We start from the raw sequence: 18,235 nt of genomic DNA on the forward strand, positions 1-18,235 counted from the left end.
GGCAACGACCTAAGTTTGAGCGGTGACCCGACGGCCACCCCCATAGATCTTAGTGGGTATCTTGATAATACTGACAATCAAGATTTAAGCTTAACAGGTAATATACTTAGCTTGACCAATGATGGAACAACAGTTGACCTAAGTGCTTACGTCAACGATGATACCAACGAAATTGAACTTCCAACCGGTGGAACAAATGGACAGATTCTTTCTACTGACGGAAGCGGTGTATACTCCTGGGTGGATGATGAGGATGATCAAAATGCAGGAGAGGTGAATTTAGTGACCCCAGTGGATATGGATGAAGCTGGTGAAGCATCTCCTACGAATGAAACAACAGTTGAGGCAGCCATTCAAGCAATAGCACCAATAACCTCAAAAGCAGCGAGGATATTTTATCCCCCTTCCATTGCGGTTCCCGCTTCATCTACTGGACCTGGAACTCCAATTGACTTGCATGCGCAATATGTAGCTCAATATGGAAGTCCAGCTGTAAAGAGTCCATCAGCTCCGAATTCTATTCCAACATATGCAGCCGGTGAATTACATTACTATATCACCTTTTACGATACCTCTGTTTTTTCGGGAGTGTCCGTATCAGATGCAGGTATTATGACATTTACCGTAGATGCAGTCCCTACTGGATATAATTCATTGATCAACGTAGTATTTGTTGTAAAATAAAAAATAAAGACTAGAGAAAATTTTGAAATTGTTCAACCTACATAAGTCTTTATTTATCGGATTAGTAATCCTCTTTTTTGGATTTCAATCCGGGCATGCCCAGTTTTTGCTTCAAGCACCCAACAGTGGTGATGAAGCCAATTTTCAATGGTTTGAAGCTTCGGATCTGGGAACAGTATTGTCCACGGACTTCTTTTATGAAGCTACTCAACCTGGAGTTTATTTTGCTACCTACGATGGAACTTTATGTGGATCCAATGCAACGGGTTATTTTATTCTAACAGATTGTGCAGCCCCCGATAATCAAGTGACCTTGGATATTTCGGCAAGCATTCCCACAGGCTCAACGGTAAGCTGGAATCCAGCCCTACCCGGTGATCAAACACAACCAACCGTGACCAGCACACAAACGGTTGAGCGTTATGTTGCCACAATTACAAAAGCGGGAAACTCAAGTGAACTACCACGATTCACAGTGGTTTGTATGAGTCAAGCAGGCAATCTTGTTGATGATTTAGTATCTGTTGATGAGGATACCTCAGTTATTGTTGACATTTTTGCCAACGATACGGATTTACCTACAGATGGCATTCTAACCACGACGAATCCAGCAAATGGAAGCGTTTCCATTAATACCAATGGAACGGCAAATGACCCCACCGACGATATTGTGACATACATGCCAGATCCGGACTATAATGGAACTGATTCATTTGACTATACGGTTTGTAATCTTTTCGGTGCTTGCAGCACGGCAACAGTAACTGTTGATGTAATCCCTATTGTTGATGCCATTGATGATTCCGTGAATACAGATCAAGATGTAGCTGTGGACATCCTAATGTTGACTAATGATAACGACCTGCCAAATTCAGGAACCTTAACCATTACCACTCCATCCAATGGAAATACGGTACTGAACGACAACGGAACTCCAACCGATCCATCGGACGATTTTATTACATACACCCCTAATGCAGGCTACCTTGGTACGGATTCCTTGGATTATACCATTTGCGATGGTATCGGTAACTGCAGTACGGCAACGATTACCATAATGGTGAACGTTCCTTCCGTTGATTTGGATGCGGATAATGATGGTATTGTTGATGCTTTTGAGGATTTGAATACTGATAGTGATGATGACCCAAGTACCAATCCAACAGATTCAGATGTTGATGGTATTCCAGATTATTTGGATATAGATAGCGATAATGACGGAATTCCGGATAATGTAGAGGCACAATCTACCCTTGGTTATATTCCACCAAGTTTGACCGATGTCAATGACAACGGATTGGATGATGCCTATGAAAATGGGGGCAATGTGGGACTTATTCCAGTTGATTCAGAAGGGGATGGTATTCCAGATTATGTGGATGAGGATAGCGACGATGACAATGTGCCTGATAGCATTGAAGGAAATGACCAAGACCATGATGGCGTCGCCGATGTAATCTTTATTGGGTCCGATAAGGACAATGATGGTTTGGATGATGGCTATGAAGGAACCACGGTTATCGATATCGATGTTAATGATGAAATCAATGATCCGGTGGCAAGTCTACCCGATACGGATTCGGATGGAGAATTGGACTATAGGGATTCTGATGATGATGATGATGGCATTGAAACCATTGATGAGGATTTGGACGGTGATGGAAATTACGCCAACGATGATTCGGATGCGGACGGTATTCCAAACTATTTGGATTCTGATTTAGGACCTACTCAGGTAGATGAAATTGATGTTATTAACGTTATTACTCCAAACGGGGATGGAATACACGATGTATTCACTATAAATAATTTAGAAGATTATCCAAACAACACAGTAAAAATTTACAACAGGTGGGGTGTGCAGGTATACGCAACCAAGGCATACAACACAAACGGAAATGTCTTTGATGGCACTTCCGAAGGACGGGTAACCGTTAACAAGGACAACCAGCTCCCCGTGGGAACGTACTTCTATGTCATAGATTATGAAGATCCAACAGGCAGAACAAAACAGTTGTCAGGTTACCTATACATAAACAGATAAATGAAGATAAGTACTGTGGAAAAGGATATTCGAAAAAAGATAAAGTGGTTACTTTCATTCTTTATGGTAGGGTTAAGTTTGGTCACGTACGGACAACAGGACGCCCAGTATACACAATACATGTACAACACCGTAAGTGTGAACCCGGGTTATGCTGGGTCTAGAGGCCATTTAAGCATTGCTGCCCTTTATCGAAACCAATGGTTGGGACTTGATGGGGCGCCTGAAACACAGACCTTGAACTTGCACACCCCAATGGGATATAGAGGAGTGGGACTTGGCATATCAGTGGTTAATGACAAGATTGGCCCAACTTCCGAAACGTATTTTGACGTAGATTTTTCCTATACTATCCAGACCTCATTTGAAGGAAAATTGAGTTTTGGCCTAAAGGCCAGTGCCCATATGCTCGATATCCGATACAGTGAGTTGGATGAGTTTGAGATTGACCCCCAATTACAAGCCCAACAAGATATTCGAAACAAGTTTTCACCCAACATTGGAGCAGGTGTGTACTATCACACAGAACGATTTTATACTGGACTATCCGCACCCAGATTGTTAGAAACAACACATTTTGATCAGTCATCAATTTCCACTGCTAAAGAACAGATTAATTGGTATTTGATTACGGGCTACGTATGGGATATCAACCCTTTCCTAAAATTCAAACCAACGCTTTTGGGCAAAATGGTCCAAGGAGCACCCTTGCAAGTGGATTTGTCTGCCAATTTTATGCTGAACGAAAAATTTATCGGCGGCGTTGCCTACAGATGGGATGCAGCTTTTAGTGGCCTTTTTGGTTTCCGACTTTCGGATGAAATCTTTTTGGGGCTTGCCTATGACCGTGAAACAACGGATTTGGGTGCTGCAACCTTCAATGATGGATCGTTCGAAGTAATCTTTCGATACGATTTCGTTAAAAACCTGGGCAACCTAAAATCACCTCGTTTCTTTTAAGACCGCTTTCTTAGCATTTTTTTTGGAGCCTCTTATCGCATAAATCCTGACAAACGTCATATTTTTACGCTATGAAAGAAGAAAATGTGATATTGGTCAACATCAATGATGAGCCCATAGGTCTAATGCCCAAAATGGAGGCGCATGAAAAAGCCGTTCTTCACCGGGCTTTCTCGGTTTTTATAATGAACGACAAAGGCGAAACCATGCTACAGCAACGCGCCAAGGAGAAGTATCATTCTCCGCTTTTGTGGACCAACACTTGTTGTAGTCATCAAAGGGATGGGGAGAGTAACATTGAGGCCGGGAAACGTCGTTTGATGGAGGAGATGGGATTTAGAACCGATTTAAAGGAACTGTTCTCCTTCATTTATAAAGCTCCTTTTGATAATGGCCTAACGGAGCACGAGTTGGACCATGTGATGATGGGTAACTACGATGGTGAACCCAATATCAACCCCTTGGAAGTAGCGCATTGGAAATGGATGCTTCCCGCGGATATTAAGAAAGATATTGCCGAGAATCCCCAGAACTACACAGTTTGGTTTAAAATAATATTCGAGCGATTCTACGATTATCTCATTGACAATGCCCATGAAAGTAAAAGTAAGTAGAAAGGCAAGTTTCAATGCCGCCCATAGGCTGTACAGACCTGATTGGAGCGATTCCAAGAACGACGCAGTTTTTGGGAAGTGCAACAATCCCAGGTTCCACGGGCACAACTATGAGCTTATTGTCAGTGTGAATGGTGAAATTGATCAGGAAACAGGCTTTGTGATGGACTTAAAGGTCTTAAAGGATCTTATCAAGGAACATGTTGAGGAAGCGTTGGATCACAAAAACTTGAATATGGATGTTCCAGAGTTCAAAGATTTGAATCCCACTGCAGAGAATATTGCCGTGGTCATCTGGAACAAACTTCGACCGCATATTGAAAAAAACAAAGAGTTGGAAGTGGTTCTTTACGAGACACCTCGTAATTTTGTAACATACTCTGGATAACTAATGGCCTTATACCCTTTAAAATTCCGCCCAATTCTTAAAGAACGACTTTGGGGCGGCACTAAGCTAAAAGACGTATTGAACAAACACATTGCTAGCGATATAACCGGCGAGAGCTGGGAACTATCGGGAGTTTCTGGCGATATCTCCATAATCGCAAATGGACAATTTGAAGGAACCTCGCTGAACGATTTAATCCAACAACAAAGGGAAACCTTGCTTGGTAATAGTGTAGTGGAACGTTTTGGTACTGATTTCCCTATTCTAATCAAGTTTATCGATGCAAAGCAGGATTTGTCCATTCAGTTGCACCCCAATGACGAATTGGCAAAAAAGAGACATAATTCCTTTGGGAAAACTGAAATGTGGTACGTGATGGATGCCGATCCGGGCGCCAAACTTATCGTAGGTTTTAAACGGGATGTTGAAAAATCGGAATACGTCAAAAGTTTGGAAGAGGGAACTCTGGAAGACTTAATGAACTATGAAGAGGTGACGGAAGGGGACACTTTCTTCATCAATACAGGAAAAATCCATGCTATTGGAGCAGGGGTGCTTTTGGCCGAAATCCAACAAACCTCCGATGTAACTTATAGAGTTTTTGATTTTAACCGTAGGGACAAGGAAGGTAATCTAAGAGAACTTCATACTGAACTGGCCCTGGATGCCATGGATTACAGCCGTAAAGATGATTTCAAAGTCAATTATGAAAATGAGCAGGATCGAATAAACCAAATGGTGGTTAGCCCCTATTTTAAGACTGATTTTCTTGATTTGACCCAAACCTTGACCCAAGACGTTTCAGATCGCGATTCCTTTACCATTTTCATGTGCGTGGGAGGGAGCGCTGAGATTGGCAATGATTGGGGGACGGCTTATCTCCAGAAGGGAGAAACTGCCTTGGTTGCAGCAAGTAGCAAAACCATTACCATCAATACGAAAGGAGCAAAACTTTTAGAAGTTACCATTTAATAGTACATTTGAAAAAACACCATTATGGCAAGTATTCGCGACTTAAAGAAAGATGTAAACTTTGTCTTGGGCGATATTATTGAGGCCGTTTACCTATGGGAGGCCGGTTCTGATAAGAAAGAATCAGAGGAGGGAACCGTTATTATTGATAAGGCCATTTCAGTTTTCGATGACCTCATGTCCAAAATCCACAAAAAAGACGTGGACAACAGCAAAACACACTTCAAGGAAATTCGAACCGAATTAGAGGAAAAAGCTACCGAGTTGGTCGAGGAGCTTAACAAGCTTGCCAGCTAGACACTATTTACTTAAATAGTTCTTTAAGGCTTTTCCATATTTTGACTCCGCCACTTCCGGAGCTAGTGCTTTGTAAATGGAATCCAGATATTTTGGATTGGCCCTGTCAGAAACATTCAACATAGCATATGGGGTTACGTATGAGGAACTGTTGGTAAGACCAAAGTTCAAAGCGTACCTATAACTTCCCACCGTATTGTGGTTGACCAACCTTTGAATCGAATCCAGTTTAAGCGAATCTCCTTGAAATTCTGGTTGGGTGGTCAGTTGAAGCAGTTCCAGTTCGCGAATACTGAATTTGGACATCATATTATTGAATTCTTCCAACTTTTCCTGGCTCTTAGAACCATAGATTTCTGGCTCAATATCGAAAGTATTCCATGAAGTCCGAATAGTTATCTCCCCCGGTTCTCCAAAAAAGGTGATTCGGTCATTGATATTGTTGTTGTCCTTTTTATCCAGATAGAGATAAAAAATCTCTGGGTGTTCCAGTTCTTGCGAAAATTCAAAAGAACCATCCCCGGAAATCTCTAGCGAATCCAAACTCACTAGGGTGGAATCTTTAAAGTTCTGCAAAAACAAAGTCCCTTTTTTAAGTCCCTTGATGTTCCCAGACACAGTCATCGTTTGTTCTGTCTTTGTATCACAGGAAACCACAATTAATCCTATTACCAATACCGCTAAAATCCGCTTCATGTTTACAATTTTGCGAGGCAAATATGCATAAACTTATGCAATAATTAAACTTTGGAGGCCACTTCCATAAGCAAAGCACATAAATAAGCTCCGGCAGTACCTACAACATAACCAAAAACGGCCAATAAAATTCCGACCGAGGTTAGGGAAGGGTGAAATTCGGCTGCAACCACAGGTGCTGAAGCCGCACCACCAACATTGGCTTGACTTCCGACCGCCAAAAAGAAGTAAGGAGCCTTGATCAACTTGGCTACCAGAATTAAAAGTCCCGCATGAATGCATATCCAGACAAAACCTATAGCAATAAGGCCAGGGTTTTCCATGACCCTGCCCAAATCCATTTTCATTCCTATTGTGGCTACGAGAATGTAAATGAACATACCGCCAACTTTACTTGCTCCCGCTCCTTCGTATTTTTTGGCCTTGGTAAATGAAAGTGCAATACCAATAGAGGTTGCAAACACCACCATCCATAAAAACTTTGAGCCTAGGGAAGACAGGATCTTTTCTTTGTTTCGGATAACCTCAAAATTGGCTTCCAAGAACTCAGCAAAATGGTGCCCTAGAAAATGGGCGATACCAACACCGGCAAACGCATAGAGAAGCATCATCATAAGATCGTGTAGCGAGGTAACCCGTGCTATTTTTGCCGTGTAGGTCGATACCTTTTCCTTAAGTTCCTCAATAGATGAGGTATCCGCCTTGAGCCAAGCATCAATTTTTTTGGTTTTGCCGATGCCCAAAAGCAATATGGCCATCCATAGATTGGCCATTACAATATCGATTAAAACCATACCACCGTATTTTTCCTGGTTGAATTGGAATACTTCCAACATTGCCGCTTGATTGGCACCACCGCCTATCCAACTTCCGGCTATGGTGGCCAGGCCTCTCCATACGGCATCAAAACCATTTCCACCTACGGTTTCGGGTGAAAAAATAGATACTATCAAAATCGCCAAAGGTCCTCCCAAAATAATACCTGCGGTTCCAGTGAGAAACATGATGAGCGCCTTGGAACCCAAATTGGCTATGGCCTTAAGGTCAATACTCAAGGTCATTAAAATCAGAGCGGCCGGCAGTAAATATCTACTGGCCACATAATAGGTGTTGGAGGATTTTTCATCTATAACCCCACTACTGGCCAATATGGCTGGAAGGAGGTAGCACATCAGGACAGTTGGAACAAATCCATAGAATTTTTTCCAGAATCCGGTCTTAATCGAAGAGGTATAAAAAACAAAACCTAAGCAGAGACAGAGAAGCCCAAAGATGATGGTATCTTCGGTAAAAGGTAGTTGGTTCATAAAAAAGTACTAGCTATTTCCAAATATAGGAAAATCAAAGATGGTCCTTTATAAATTGCGCTACTCCGCTTGACTTGTTATCTAAGGTAACTTTTTGAACGATATTCTTGACTTCTGGTCTTGCATTGGCCACCGCCACGCCATAGCCCACGTTTTTAAGCATGTCAATGTCGTTGTAGTTATCGCCAAAGGCGATTACATCCCCCAAAGTCTCTCCCTGTCGGAGTAGGGATTGAATGGCCGATAGCTTGGAAACTGATTTTGGCGCAATCTCAATTAAGGTGTCGTTGGAGCGGTAGCAATGCATATCCTTTTGGAATTGTGCGTCCAGGAGTGGAGTAATTTTATCCATACTTGCCTTGTTCCCCATCAGCATAATTTTATGAGCTCCCATGTTTTGGGTTTTCCATCTATTCAGGGTCACCGTTGTTGATTCAAATACGGGAGTAGCCTTTGTGTTGAAAATTTCCTTCTCCACCCTTTCCGAAGTTTCTTCCACACACCATTCATCCCCTCGGTACAGTCCCATCTTGATATCATAGTGGTGGCATCTTTCGTAAAGATTTTCAACCAATGAAGGGGAAAGCATGGTATTGCTTATTTCGTTGCCATTTTCAATGACCAGAGCCCCGTTATAACAGATTATCGGATTGTTTTCAATTCCCAACCTTTTTTGAAGATAGACCATGGATTTGGGCATACGGGCAGATACTAGGATAACCCTCATCCTATCCTTGATCCGATTCATTTCGGAGACCGTGAAATCCGAAACATCGTTCTTGGAAGACAGTAGGGTGCCATCCAAGTCGGAACATAAAATTTTAAAATTCATCTAAATGTTGAGCCAATAGGTAAGCTTCAGATTAATGGACCTATTTCTGGGCATAAAGGTATTCACAAAATAATTGTCGTTGTACACCAAAAAGAGGTCTGAAAGAGGCGCGAACCTCCATTGTAGTCTAGAATTAAAACCTAAATTATCCCTTTGGTTGCTATATTGGACCAAGGTGGACCAGAAAATGGATTTGCTAAATGTGATATCTATTCTGGGAGCAACCAGCCAAATATCGGCTGTGGCATGCGGGGACGGTAAGTCCAGGTGATCGTAATTAAGATCTAAAGATAGGTTGACCTTGGGCTGAATCCTTAGGTTTACATCCGCCTGAAGTGAAAACCGCGTGCCGTTAAAAAAGCCTCCATAAGAAGGCATGGCCCCGAAGAAGAAGGTTTTTCGCCTGTCCGATCTATACTCAACCGCCGTGGAGTAAAAATAATATCCCTGATTGGCTGGCAAGGGTACCGCATCATCTTTGCCAGTAGGTTCAAACTCATCGGTCAAATAAATGTAACGATGCACTATTTCTGCATTGATTTCGGATAGATTGTTGAACTCCGCTCCCCAGTTAAAGTTGATATTATAATCAGTATTCTGGTAATCTAAAGTTGGTCTCCAGGTATAAATTGAAAAAAGTCCAAACCCGTGTGAATTAATTTTACTGTCCTTGGGCCAAAAGTTGCGATTAAAATTCCCGGCAAGCTTAAAAATGTCCTTTCTTGGGATAAAACCTAAATCCGAATTGAATTCTTCATCCACGTAGACTGCATCCAAAAAGGCGCCGTAGTTTCTAGAATTATACTGTAAAAAAGCTCCAAGGGAATAGTTGCCTTCGGTGTCGTCGGGTTGAAATGATTTATGTCCATAGGCCTTACCTACCCAAGTATTGTCTTCGGTAGCAAGGTTGTAATCCAAACCTACGACCCGATTGTACTCCTCATCCTCATCTAAAAAATCGGGAGAATCAAAGGTTTGTCTATTGATGAAAAACATACCAATATTGGATCGCGAAAACACTTTCTGTTGAAGTGCCACCATCATATTGTTGTTAGACGCAATTTCATTGGCCTCATCTTCTTCGGTCTGAATACTCAAAAACCCTAGCCTAAGGTTTTGATTGAGCTTTCCGCTCAGTCTTACCCCACCAATAATTCTATTCTCTATGGTGTTGTCTTCTGTATCCGTGGCAATTCCAATTCTTCTTGAGAAGAAAGGATTGGCATCCCGCCGGCCACCAAAATTGGAAAATAGGTCGCTATTATCGATAAAAAACTGTCTTCGTTCGGGAAGAGAAACCTCAAATCGGGTAAGGTTGGTAATAAAGTTGTCCACTTCTACTTGTGAAAAGTCAGGATTTAAGGTGATGTCCAGATTCATCCCATTTCCGATGGCGATTTTGGCATCTCCGCCCACCTTAAAATCGTTGGTGGTTTCGTCGGTCTCAAAATCTTTCCCTGAAATACCATTAATGTAGGGGATGATTGCCAAAGGTGTTCTAGATTTACCTAATGGCCTCTCAAAAACCATATCCCCCATAAAAGCCAGACCAAAAATCAGCTGGTTCTGGGGTATTTTTATCCAGGTGCTACGCTCATTGGCCTGCATATCAAATCTATAGCTGTTGAACCGCCATTTGGTTTCACCTTCACGGAACTTAAATGATGTCAGTGGAATGGCAAGTTCTGAGATATAATAATCGTCATGGATTTTAGATTCGCCTTTCCATTTTACATCCCAAGATGTGGTAAAACCACCAAGGTCGCCACCGCCGCCAGAAATCAAAGCTTCCCTTCGAACCCCCAGAGGTGTGATACCGAACAAAAAGGCATTGGTGCCATCATTGAAGGTGTCAAAAAGAAGACTGATGTTGTCGTTCCCACCTGCACGATAATCTCTTCTCAGCGAGGGTGTAATGTAATCCCTGCCTTTTGTGTCCTGTCTAATACCAATGTATAGGGTGGTATCATCAAACAACATCTTAATGTCCGTTTTTTGAGTGGCCAAAATGGAATCAGACGGAAAGTATTGCTGAAAATCATGAGCACTCTCAGCGGTCTGCCAAACAGATTCATTGAGTTCTCCATCAATGGAAATGGGCTCTGAAATATACTTAACGGTAAAACTTTTTAAGTCGATTTGGGACATCAACACTAAAGGGAACAGTGCTGTCGCCAGTACAAAACGAAGTTTCAACATAGGTTAATTTGAGTTAGCTTGCCAAATTTACGGGGAAGCTCCGTTAAAAAAATCCCAAAATATATGGATGACCTATTTCAATTGACGAATAAAATAAATTGAACGATTTTTTAACCTTTAAACCGTAGTGTTTACATTTGGAAAAATCATCAATCATGAAAAACCTCATCGTCCTGTTCTTACTTTTACCTGCACTTTGTTTAGGTAATGCCATTTGGGGCAAAACCGGCCATAGGGTCACTGGACACATTGCTCAAAATCATTTAACCGGTAAAGCAAAACGTGCCATTAAGGAGCTTCTGGATGGTCATAGTTTGGCTTATGTCTCCACTTTTGCCGATGAAATAAAAGCAGATCGCGCTTATTCCAAATACTTTGCGTGGCATTTTGTGAACTATCCTTTGGGGATGCGTTACGAAGATTCAGAAAAGAGCAAGTATGGCGATTTAATTACCGGAATAGAAACATGTGTACGCATTGTAAAAGACAAGAATTCCAAACGAGAGGATCGGGTATTTTATCTAAAAATGTTGGTTCATTTGATCGGAGACCTTCATCAACCCATGCATGCCAGTAGGGCAGAGGATAAGGGGGGCAATGATATACAGGTACAATGGTTTGGAGAGGGATCTAATCTCCATCGTGTTTGGGACAAAAACTTGATTGAATCGTATGGTATGACGTATACCGAACTGGCAACAGAGCTAGATCAGGTCTCCCGAAAAGAACGCAAAAAGATTCAAGAAGGAACCATTTATGATTGGGTTGATGAATCCCACGTAATCTGCGCTAAACTTTATGATTCTGCCAAAGTGGGCGACAAACTGGCATACCGATACGGATACGATTATAACGATATATTGTTTCAGCAACTGCAGCGAGGAGGTTTACGCCTGGCAAAGGTGCTCAACGACCTGTTTGAATAAGGTTTAGTGGATGACCCTAAAGGTCAGATTAATGCGCTCCCCAACTTTTTTGGCGGTTTTAGCAATTTGATGCTGCCAAAAGTGTTGAGTTTCCCCTTGCATTAACAACAAGCTCCCATGTTCCAATAATATCTTGTGCTTTTTGGCCTTGTCCGATTTATACCTAAGATGAAAGTAACGGGAAGCTCCAAAACTCACAGAGGCAATGATAGGGTTTTTGCCCAGCTCTTTTTCATCATCCGCATGCCAACCATTGCTGTCCTTGCCGTCTCGGTATAAATTCAATAGGCAGGTGGTAAAGTCGGTTCCTGCCATTTCCTCCACTTTTCTTTTGATTTGCAATAGCTCTGGGGAAAATGTGTTGGGTGTCATGGTAATTCCGGAATAGGAATAACTTTTTCCGTTGTTGGCAAAGAGTGAAGTCAATCTCGGTTGATCATAGGTTTTACCAAAAACCTTGATTTGATCTAACTGCCAGGGTACTTTTTCCTTTAGAACTTGAAAATACTGGTCAGCCTCTTCCATGGAAAAAAATAAGGGATAATAGATGACATTTCCCTGGGGAAGATCTAACACTAATTTTTCCTGAAACAAAGCCACCTTATTTTAGTATTGCTTTCAACTGGTTTCTATATTCTGAGGGATTTTGGCCCGTAAATGCCTTGAATGATTTGTTGAAATGCGAAAAGTTGTTGAAACCACTGTCATAGCAGACTTGGGTTATGCTCAGAGGTTGCTCGGCCAAAAGCTTTGATGCATGTACCAATCTGTATTCGTTTACGAATTGGGTAAAGGTTTTATTGGTGATTTTCTTGAAATACCTACAAAAAGAAGGCACCGTCATGCTAACAAGGTCCGCAATTTGATCCAAGCTGATATCCTCCTTAAAATTCGCCTTTACATGATTGAAGACAATATTTATCCGATCATTATCCTTGACCTCGGTTTCCATGGAGAAGCCTTCTCCGTTAAGAACCTTGATTTCTTCGGAGGTAGCGAGCTGGTTTAAAATATTAAGAATGGATAGCAAACGCTGGAAATCGGTTTGATACTCCAAAATTTCCATTTTCTCCCCAACCTTGACCTTGGTCTTTCCGGAAAAAGCGATGCCCCCCTTGGCTACCTCAAACAGTTTTTGGATGTTTTTCATCTCAGGTATGCTGAAAAAATCACTTCCCAAGAAGTCGGCCTTCATCTGTACAATGGTCTCGCTCTTGTTACCGGTGAGCTTATCCGTGAACCCACAATGGGGCAGATTGGAACCAATAAGGATGAGGTCGCCGTTCCTGAAATAGGATACATGACTTCCTATTTGCCTCTTCCCAGAACCTCCATTTATATAGACCAACTCCAACTCCGGGTGGTAATGCCACCCATTGTTCTTGTTTTTATGGTTCTCATTGAACTTTTGGTAGGTGAATGAGCCTCCAAAATTTGGGGCAATTGCCTCAAAAGCAGGCTTTTGTGTTGTTGCCATTTCTTTCAATTTGCTTATGTAAAGTTATGGTGCTTTACCTAGAGTATCTATGCAAAATTACCAAAAATATATGCTATTTTACCTTTAAGGTAATTTTAACATGAATAGGAGGGTAATATTGCATATAAATTGGAAAACAGGGTGGTGTTGTGAGCTGGACAAGGGTGGTAGTTTTGCCTTGTAATCTTAAAAAAACGACGTTATGAAATCAGTTTTAAATTATGTTACAGTAGCAGCATTCCTTTTGGGTACAATGGGATTTGCTAACGGACCTGCAAAGAGCGAGGTAGAGAAGAATTTGATCAGTGTTGAACTTGATCCAGTATTTGTTAAGAAGGGCGACAAGTTGTTTTTGAACCTTTTGAACCTTTCTCAGGATAAAGTAGTTGTTAAAGTGTACGACAGCCAAAACAGAGTGGTATATAGCGAGGCTATCAAGGGAGAAATGGTAGTTGAAAAGGCGTTCAACTTTGAAAAGGCCTTTGAAGATGAATATACCGTTGTTGTCGTTGATGAAAGTGGTACTTATAGAGAGACCATTGCGGTAAAATAAGTTTGTTTAGTTAATTTCAGTTTGCTGGAGGCCCTGTTGGGGCCTCTTTTTTTTGTGGAAGTTTTTGAAAAAGCCCTACCGGGAAAGATTTAGGCCATTGCACCCGGTAGGACAAAAAAGAACACTAACTAATTACATCACTTAATCGTAATATGGGATTGCAATGGTTCTGTTGCACTAAGGTCCAAATGTAGGTAAGGCGCTTACAACTTTTGCGGCCAAATGGACAGATACCCCTTTTGAATTGACGGATGCCCGTTTTCAATTGACGGTTGATGGTTTTCAGTTGGTAGTGAACAATGAACAATTTATTGGATTCAAGATTCAAGAGCCAAGACCTTGAACTTGAAACTTGAGTTTGAACCTGTGTTTGAGGGACCAGAGGCTAAGCATCAGAAGTCAGATTATAGAGTTTTTTGCCTAACACCAAACCACCTAATGCAGTTTGATCAAAAATTGAACTTGATCTTGAAACTTGAATTTGAACTTATATAGGAAAACCCCACCCAACCAAGGGCAGTTAGGCAGGGCAAAAGACAACTACTTATGCGAAACTAGATAGTCCTAATCGTAATCTTGAACAGCTAGGGTGCCATCTCCATTAATCGACAATTGTTGTGCATTCAGCGCATATTTTTGGTTTACGGGCTCTCCATTTTTAGCGACAAAAGCAATAATCTTCAGATTGTCCTTATTGTAGTTACTAAGATCACTGACCTTAAACATACGTTGAAACCTCCCTTGCTCGGCAATCACATCATTCGGTATCTGTTGTCCTTCAAAAGGAGTCAAAGCCTCTCGGATTACATTGTTATGTTCATAATCGTTTATTAGATTTTTTTCATTATAAAATGGATGTCCTTCAAAATCATCACCATATTCATAACTATAGTAATTGTATTGGGGCACAATCATCCCATTTTCCAATAACTGTACATGAAGAGCGACGCCCTCTTCGTTTGCGCTGAAACCAACCTCAACAAAGATTTCCAATTCGTCATTCTCATTGATTAATGCGCTTAAAGCAAGACCTGTGTTAATTACTTCGTCCAATTGCTCAACTACATTGTCTTCCCATTCCGAACGTGACATTGCATAATCTTGACTGGTAATTGATGCCCTACGGTTGACCAAGCCAGCTGGAAAACCTTTGACATCAAAAGAATCATCCATATATTCATAAAATAATTCATTTTCCAATCCTGGACTGCCCTGATAGATGTTGGAAACAATGATTTTATCATCGTAATTGTTGTTCATGACCTCAATGCGAATGGGAACATCTACACTCCAGCCGGTCCAGGTACCAACGAAAGTTTCCAATAGTATTTTTCTTGTATACTCTCCAGGATTCTCTGTAAATTGTTTTGTAATGGAACCACTATAAGTACAACTACCATCATCCATGACAGCATCTTCGTTAAAGTTATCTGCTCTGGAATCGGTGCAATTGTACAAGCAGGAACCATCGTCTTCCACTGCATCCGCATTGTAGTTTACGGAAAGGGGATCCATACACCCAGCAACTGGGGGGTATGAGCAGGAGTCATCATTTTTAGTTGCATTTTCATTATAGTTGGTGGCATCAGGGTCAGTACAACCCAGTACCTCTGTAGTTTGATCCGGTTCCTTGGGCGAGTCGTCCTTGCTACAGCTTTGTAATATGACTGGAAGGCATAACAAAGTGTAAATCACAATTTTTTTGATTTTAATGGTTTTCATAATAAAGCAAGATTTGTTACTAAAATATTTTGGGGAATGTAACCCTGCTTTTATCTGTAATTGGAAACCAATGGACAGATACCCCTTTTGAATTGATGGATGCCCGTTTTGAATTGACCGTTGACAATTTTCAGTTGGTAGTGAACAATGAACAATTCATTGGATTCAAGATTCAAGAGCCAAGACCTTGAACTTGAACTTGACATTTGAGCTTGTGCCTAGTAAGTTATATTTTTGGTTACCTCAGACAGTGTATGGTTTTCCATTACCTGACCACAAAATGTTGAACTTGAAACTTGAGTTTGAACTTGTGTTTGAGGGACCAGAGGCTAAACATCAGAAGTCAGATTATAGAGTTTTTTGCCTAACACCAAACCACCTAATGCAGTTTGAGCTTATTTCAAAAACCGTTTTAATTTGTCCCTTTTGCGCTCTGGTAAGGCATCATTTTCCAAGGCCAATTGCAATAACTTGGGATCCTTTTTCCGGGTAAAAAGTAATTTGTAGAACTCTTGTGTGGTTAATTTGTTAGTAGAGGGTTCAACAAGTTCAAGAGTATCACCGACTTTTACCTCGCCTACTTCCAAAACCTGCACATAGGTGCCCGGATGGCCATGATCAATAAATTCTTTAAGGATATTTTGATCATCAAACCGAATGCCCAACTTAAAACAGGGCTCCCTAGGCTGGGAAATTCGCACCAATGCACCACCCAAACGATACACATCGCCAATCACAAGTTTGGACTCGTCCAATCCCTCAACAGTAAGATTTTCTCCAAACATGCCCCAATCCCAGTCCAAATTGGGATATTTTGCTTTCCAATAGGGATATTGCTCCGCGGCGAATAAATAACAGGCTTTATGAACCCCACCATGAACCCTTCTATCGCTTATAGTGTCATTGGCCACACTTTCGGTTTCCAAAGTTATGGCTTGGTCCACGGGGTACTTAAAAATTCCTGTTGTGGTTTCTTGCCCGTTCCAGAAAATAGGGGTGGGTCTACCCAGATTGGTGGAGATAACTTTCATGTCTTGAAATTAAAAAAACCATCGGGATTAGCGATGGCCTTTAACAGAAAGATGTGGTATTTTGTTTCAGTCTTTTTTTTCCAATCTTTTGGTTAGCATAAAGCCTATCATGAGTCCCACTCCAGACATAAAAAAGATAGTTCCGGGATAGGCGATCTCCTCATCCAGCCCCATCCAATTTTCCAGTGCGGAGCCCAAAAATATGGCAACCCCCACACTCATAAGAAGCACGGCAAAGTTGATCAGTACAATTTTCCATGCGGGAATGTCCTTTTCATCCTTCGCCTTAAAAAAGATATTGGCATCCACTCCTTTTTCAATTAGGGCAAGTCGTTCCCTGTTCCGCGTTGAAAAATAAAGATAGAGGATGGCAAACACCGTCAGGAAGAAACTAATGGGGATTAAAACTGCTGGTAACATGATTTTCGCTTTTTAACTGATTAATAAACTCTTTGCCCATAGGACGACAACTTTATCAAGGAGGTTACACCCAAGTTTATTTTTTTAATTTTAGTGTAACCTCGGCCTTTTCCGTATCGTCTAACCAAACACATGAAGCAAACGGTAGACCAACCCAATATTGCGGCCATAGTAAATGGAGATTCCCATGAGTTCTCAAAACTGGTGGAGACCTATAAGCATATGGTGTTTACCCTTGCTATGAGAACCCTTAAAACCAGGGAGGAAGCAGAGGAGGTGGCCCAGGACACCTTTGTTAAAGTATTTAAATCGATAAAACACTTTAAAGGGGACGCGAAACTCTCTTCTTGGATCTATAGAATAGCCTATAATACCTGTTTGGATCGTTTAAAGAAGTACAAAAAGGAAATGCAGAACCGTCCTATGGAAGAAATTAATGCTTTTGAGGTGGCGGAAATACAGAATGCCCTAACGGGTATGATACAAAAGGAGCGATTGGAGTTGATCAAGAAATGTATTGACCAACTCTTGCCCACAGATGCCGCCTTGTTGACACTTTTTTATTTTGAGGACAAGAACTTGAACGAAATGGCAGAGGTATTGGAAATGAGCGCCAATACGGCCAAAGTTAAATTGCATAGGGCCCGAACCCGATTGGGCGTTATTATTAAAGAACAATTGGAACCAGAAACTATTGGAAGTTATGGACAAGGATAAAAATTTGGAAAAACTTATTGATCAGCTTATGGAAGAGGTTCCTTTGGATACACCTTCTGTGGATTTTACCTCCAACGTACTGAAAGAGGTAGAAAGTGTTGTCGATTCCAAAATCAAATACAAGAGTTTGATTTCAAAAAAGACAATTGCTTTTGTCTTGGCAGGATTGTGCCTGTCTCTTTGGTATGTAGGGGCGTGGAATGGTAATATGGGTGAAGACGGTTCCCTTTTGGTCACGTATCTTACTGATTCTGGAAAATGGGCATCGCAATTCCTGTCCCAATTCCAGTTTTCGAAGACCTTAAGCTATAGTATTGTGGCCATCGGTGCCATGATCTGCTTTCAGTCCCTGTTGCTGAAGCGCTATTTTACAAATCGTTTGGTCAGCTGAAAAAG

General features: G+C 41.4%; 21 protein-coding genes. 12 read left to right on the top strand and 9 right to left on the bottom strand.

All coding sequences use genetic code 11. From position 1 onward, the window contains the following. The 7 genes from BUC10_RS17890 to BUC10_RS16020 all read left to right on the top strand — a co-directional run. The coding region (locus tag BUC10_RS17890; RefSeq protein ID WP_073181518.1) for a RodZ family helix-turn-helix domain-containing protein at positions 1-684 on the top strand (684 nt) is incomplete at its 5' end. A gap of 22 nt (positions 685-706) precedes the next feature. Then, on the top strand, positions 707-2,728 hold the full coding sequence (locus BUC10_RS15995; RefSeq protein WP_084732688.1) for an Ig-like domain-containing protein: 2,022 nt from the start codon (positions 707-709) through the stop codon (positions 2,726-2,728). Then, positions 2,729-3,688, top strand: coding sequence for a PorP/SprF family type IX secretion system membrane protein (locus tag BUC10_RS16000; protein ID WP_073181520.1), 960 nt, complete (start codon positions 2,729-2,731; stop codon positions 3,686-3,688). A 71-nt stretch (positions 3,689-3,759) separates the two neighbouring features. Then, on the top strand, positions 3,760-4,302 hold the full coding sequence (gene idi, locus BUC10_RS16005; protein WP_073181521.1) for an isopentenyl-diphosphate Delta-isomerase: 543 nt from the start codon (positions 3,760-3,762) through the stop codon (positions 4,300-4,302). Next, on the top strand, positions 4,283-4,690 hold the full coding sequence (locus BUC10_RS16010; protein ID WP_073181524.1) for a 6-pyruvoyl trahydropterin synthase family protein: 408 nt from the start codon (positions 4,283-4,285) through the stop codon (positions 4,688-4,690). Before idi ends, BUC10_RS16010 begins: the two co-directional genes overlap by 20 nt. A 3-nt stretch (positions 4,691-4,693) precedes the next feature. Beyond that, positions 4,694-5,662 (top strand): type I phosphomannose isomerase catalytic subunit, encoded by a 969-nt coding sequence (locus BUC10_RS16015; RefSeq protein ID WP_073181526.1) that lies wholly within the window; start codon positions 4,694-4,696, stop codon positions 5,660-5,662. Positions 5,663-5,686: 24 nt separating this feature from the next. Next, on the top strand, positions 5,687-5,959 hold the full coding sequence (locus tag BUC10_RS16020; RefSeq protein ID WP_073181527.1) for a hypothetical protein: 273 nt from the start codon (positions 5,687-5,689) through the stop codon (positions 5,957-5,959). A 3-nt stretch (positions 5,960-5,962) separates the two neighbouring features. Here BUC10_RS16020 and BUC10_RS16025 read toward each other — a convergent pair whose 3' ends face one another. The 4 genes from BUC10_RS16025 to BUC10_RS16040 are packed head-to-tail and all read right to left on the bottom strand — an operon-like array spanning position 5,963 to position 10,993. Further along, on the bottom strand, positions 5,963-6,655 hold the full coding sequence (locus tag BUC10_RS16025) for a DUF4369 domain-containing protein (protein ID WP_073181529.1): 693 nt from the start codon (positions 6,653-6,655) through the stop codon (positions 5,963-5,965). 44 nt (positions 6,656-6,699) lie between these two features. Continuing rightward, entirely contained in the window at positions 6,700-7,962 is a 1,263-nt protein-coding gene (locus BUC10_RS16030; protein WP_073181531.1) for a DUF819 family protein, read from the bottom strand. 34 nt (positions 7,963-7,996) lie between these two features. After that, positions 7,997-8,794, bottom strand: a complete 798-nt coding sequence (locus BUC10_RS16035; protein WP_073181534.1) for a Cof-type HAD-IIB family hydrolase — start codon at positions 8,792-8,794, stop codon at positions 7,997-7,999. Continuing rightward, positions 8,795-10,993 (bottom strand): DUF5916 domain-containing protein, encoded by a 2,199-nt coding sequence (locus BUC10_RS16040; protein ID WP_073181536.1) that lies wholly within the window; start codon positions 10,991-10,993, stop codon positions 8,795-8,797. 155 nt (positions 10,994-11,148) lie between these two features. Here BUC10_RS16040 and BUC10_RS16045 point away from each other — a divergent pair, with 155 nt between their 5' ends. Then, the gene (locus BUC10_RS16045; protein ID WP_073181538.1) at positions 11,149-11,919 is read left to right on the top strand and encodes a S1/P1 nuclease; all 771 of its coding nucleotides are present in this window, start codon (positions 11,149-11,151) and stop codon (positions 11,917-11,919) included. A 3-nt stretch (positions 11,920-11,922) separates the two neighbouring features. Here the strand turns inward: BUC10_RS16045 and BUC10_RS16050 are convergent, their stop codons facing one another. After that, positions 11,923-12,519: an alpha-ketoglutarate-dependent dioxygenase AlkB family protein gene (locus tag BUC10_RS16050; RefSeq protein ID WP_073181541.1), complete on the bottom strand. Its 597-nt coding sequence runs from the start codon at positions 12,517-12,519 to the stop codon at positions 11,923-11,925. Between the two features lies 1 nt (position 12,520). After that, complete coding sequence (locus BUC10_RS16055) at positions 12,521-13,396, bottom strand: AraC family transcriptional regulator (protein WP_073181543.1); 876 nt, start codon at positions 13,394-13,396, stop codon at positions 12,521-12,523. A gap of 202 nt (positions 13,397-13,598) precedes the next feature. Here BUC10_RS16055 and BUC10_RS16060 point away from each other — a divergent pair, with 202 nt between their 5' ends. After that, positions 13,599-13,949 (top strand): hypothetical protein, encoded by a 351-nt coding sequence (locus BUC10_RS16060; RefSeq protein ID WP_073181544.1) that lies wholly within the window; start codon positions 13,599-13,601, stop codon positions 13,947-13,949. A 564-nt stretch (positions 13,950-14,513) separates the two neighbouring features. Here BUC10_RS16060 and BUC10_RS16065 read toward each other — a convergent pair. Beyond that, positions 14,514-15,671: an Omp28-related outer membrane protein gene (locus tag BUC10_RS16065; RefSeq protein ID WP_073181546.1), complete on the bottom strand. Its 1,158-nt coding sequence runs from the start codon at positions 15,669-15,671 to the stop codon at positions 14,514-14,516. Between the two features lie 29 nt (positions 15,672-15,700). On the opposite strand from BUC10_RS16065, the gene BUC10_RS17895 reads away from it, so the two are divergent. Then, positions 15,701-15,862 carry a hypothetical protein gene (locus tag BUC10_RS17895; RefSeq protein ID WP_165614922.1) on the top strand — a complete coding sequence of 54 codons (162 nt, stop codon included), beginning with the start codon at positions 15,701-15,703 and terminating at the stop codon, positions 15,860-15,862. Positions 15,863-16,066: 204 nt separating this feature from the next. Here the strand turns inward: BUC10_RS17895 and BUC10_RS16070 are convergent, their stop codons facing one another. Both BUC10_RS16070 and BUC10_RS16075 read right to left on the bottom strand, forming a co-directional pair. After that, positions 16,067-16,702, bottom strand: coding sequence for an MOSC domain-containing protein (locus BUC10_RS16070; RefSeq protein ID WP_073181549.1), 636 nt, complete (start codon positions 16,700-16,702; stop codon positions 16,067-16,069). A 66-nt stretch (positions 16,703-16,768) separates the two neighbouring features. Then, positions 16,769-17,122 (bottom strand): DUF6249 domain-containing protein, encoded by a 354-nt coding sequence (locus tag BUC10_RS16075; protein ID WP_073181551.1) that lies wholly within the window; start codon positions 17,120-17,122, stop codon positions 16,769-16,771. Between the two features lie 132 nt (positions 17,123-17,254). Between BUC10_RS16075 and BUC10_RS16080 the strand changes: the two genes are divergently transcribed. Together BUC10_RS16080 and BUC10_RS16085 are read left to right on the top strand one after the other, a co-directional pair. Then, a complete protein-coding gene (locus BUC10_RS16080; RefSeq protein ID WP_073181553.1) occupies positions 17,255-17,839 on the top strand; it encodes an RNA polymerase sigma factor in 585 nt (194 codons plus the stop codon). Next, positions 17,826-18,230, top strand: coding sequence for a hypothetical protein (locus BUC10_RS16085; RefSeq protein WP_073181555.1), 405 nt, complete (start codon positions 17,826-17,828; stop codon positions 18,228-18,230). The genes BUC10_RS16080 and BUC10_RS16085 overlap by 14 nt, the downstream gene beginning before the upstream one ends. Positions 18,231-18,235: the final 5 nt, after the last annotated feature.

It is taken from the genome of Flagellimonas flava (assembly GCF_900129665.1).
Classification (GTDB): Bacteria; Bacteroidota; Bacteroidia; order Flavobacteriales; family Flavobacteriaceae; genus Flagellimonas; species Flagellimonas flava.

Excerpts from the sequence above, each read along its gene's own strand:
- BUC10_RS16020 (WP_073181527.1), top strand. The coding sequence starts at position 5,687 with ATGGCAAGTATTCGCGACTTAAAGAAAGATGTAAACTTTGTCTTGGGC.
- BUC10_RS16025 (WP_073181529.1), bottom strand. The coding sequence starts at position 6,655 with ATGAAGCGGATTTTAGCGGTATTGGTAATAGGATTAATTGTGGTTTCC.
- BUC10_RS16065 (WP_073181546.1), bottom strand. The coding sequence starts at position 15,671 with ATGAAAACCATTAAAATCAAAAAAATTGTGATTTACACTTTGTTATGC.
- BUC10_RS16055 (WP_073181543.1), bottom strand. The coding sequence starts at position 13,396 with ATGGCAACAACACAAAAGCCTGCTTTTGAGGCAATTGCCCCAAATTTT.
- BUC10_RS16000 (WP_073181520.1), top strand. The coding sequence starts at position 2,729 with ATGAAGATAAGTACTGTGGAAAAGGATATTCGAAAAAAGATAAAGTGG.
- BUC10_RS16060 (WP_073181544.1), top strand. The coding sequence starts at position 13,599 with ATGAAATCAGTTTTAAATTATGTTACAGTAGCAGCATTCCTTTTGGGT.
- BUC10_RS16070 (WP_073181549.1), bottom strand. The coding sequence starts at position 16,702 with ATGAAAGTTATCTCCACCAATCTGGGTAGACCCACCCCTATTTTCTGG.
- BUC10_RS16045 (WP_073181538.1), top strand. The coding sequence starts at position 11,149 with ATGAAAAACCTCATCGTCCTGTTCTTACTTTTACCTGCACTTTGTTTA.
- BUC10_RS16040 (WP_073181536.1), bottom strand. The coding sequence starts at position 10,993 with ATGTTGAAACTTCGTTTTGTACTGGCGACAGCACTGTTCCCTTTAGTG.
- BUC10_RS16030 (WP_073181531.1), bottom strand. The coding sequence starts at position 7,962 with ATGAACCAACTACCTTTTACCGAAGATACCATCATCTTTGGGCTTCTC.
- BUC10_RS16010 (WP_073181524.1), top strand. The coding sequence starts at position 4,283 with ATGAAAGTAAAAGTAAGTAGAAAGGCAAGTTTCAATGCCGCCCATAGG.
- BUC10_RS16085 (WP_073181555.1), top strand. The coding sequence starts at position 17,826 with ATGGACAAGGATAAAAATTTGGAAAAACTTATTGATCAGCTTATGGAA.
- BUC10_RS16075 (WP_073181551.1), bottom strand. The coding sequence starts at position 17,122 with ATGTTACCAGCAGTTTTAATCCCCATTAGTTTCTTCCTGACGGTGTTT.
- idi (WP_073181521.1), top strand. The coding sequence starts at position 3,760 with ATGAAAGAAGAAAATGTGATATTGGTCAACATCAATGATGAGCCCATA.
- BUC10_RS16035 (WP_073181534.1), bottom strand. The coding sequence starts at position 8,794 with ATGAATTTTAAAATTTTATGTTCCGACTTGGATGGCACCCTACTGTCT.
- BUC10_RS16015 (WP_073181526.1), top strand. The coding sequence starts at position 4,694 with ATGGCCTTATACCCTTTAAAATTCCGCCCAATTCTTAAAGAACGACTT.
- BUC10_RS16080 (WP_073181553.1), top strand. The coding sequence starts at position 17,255 with ATGAAGCAAACGGTAGACCAACCCAATATTGCGGCCATAGTAAATGGA.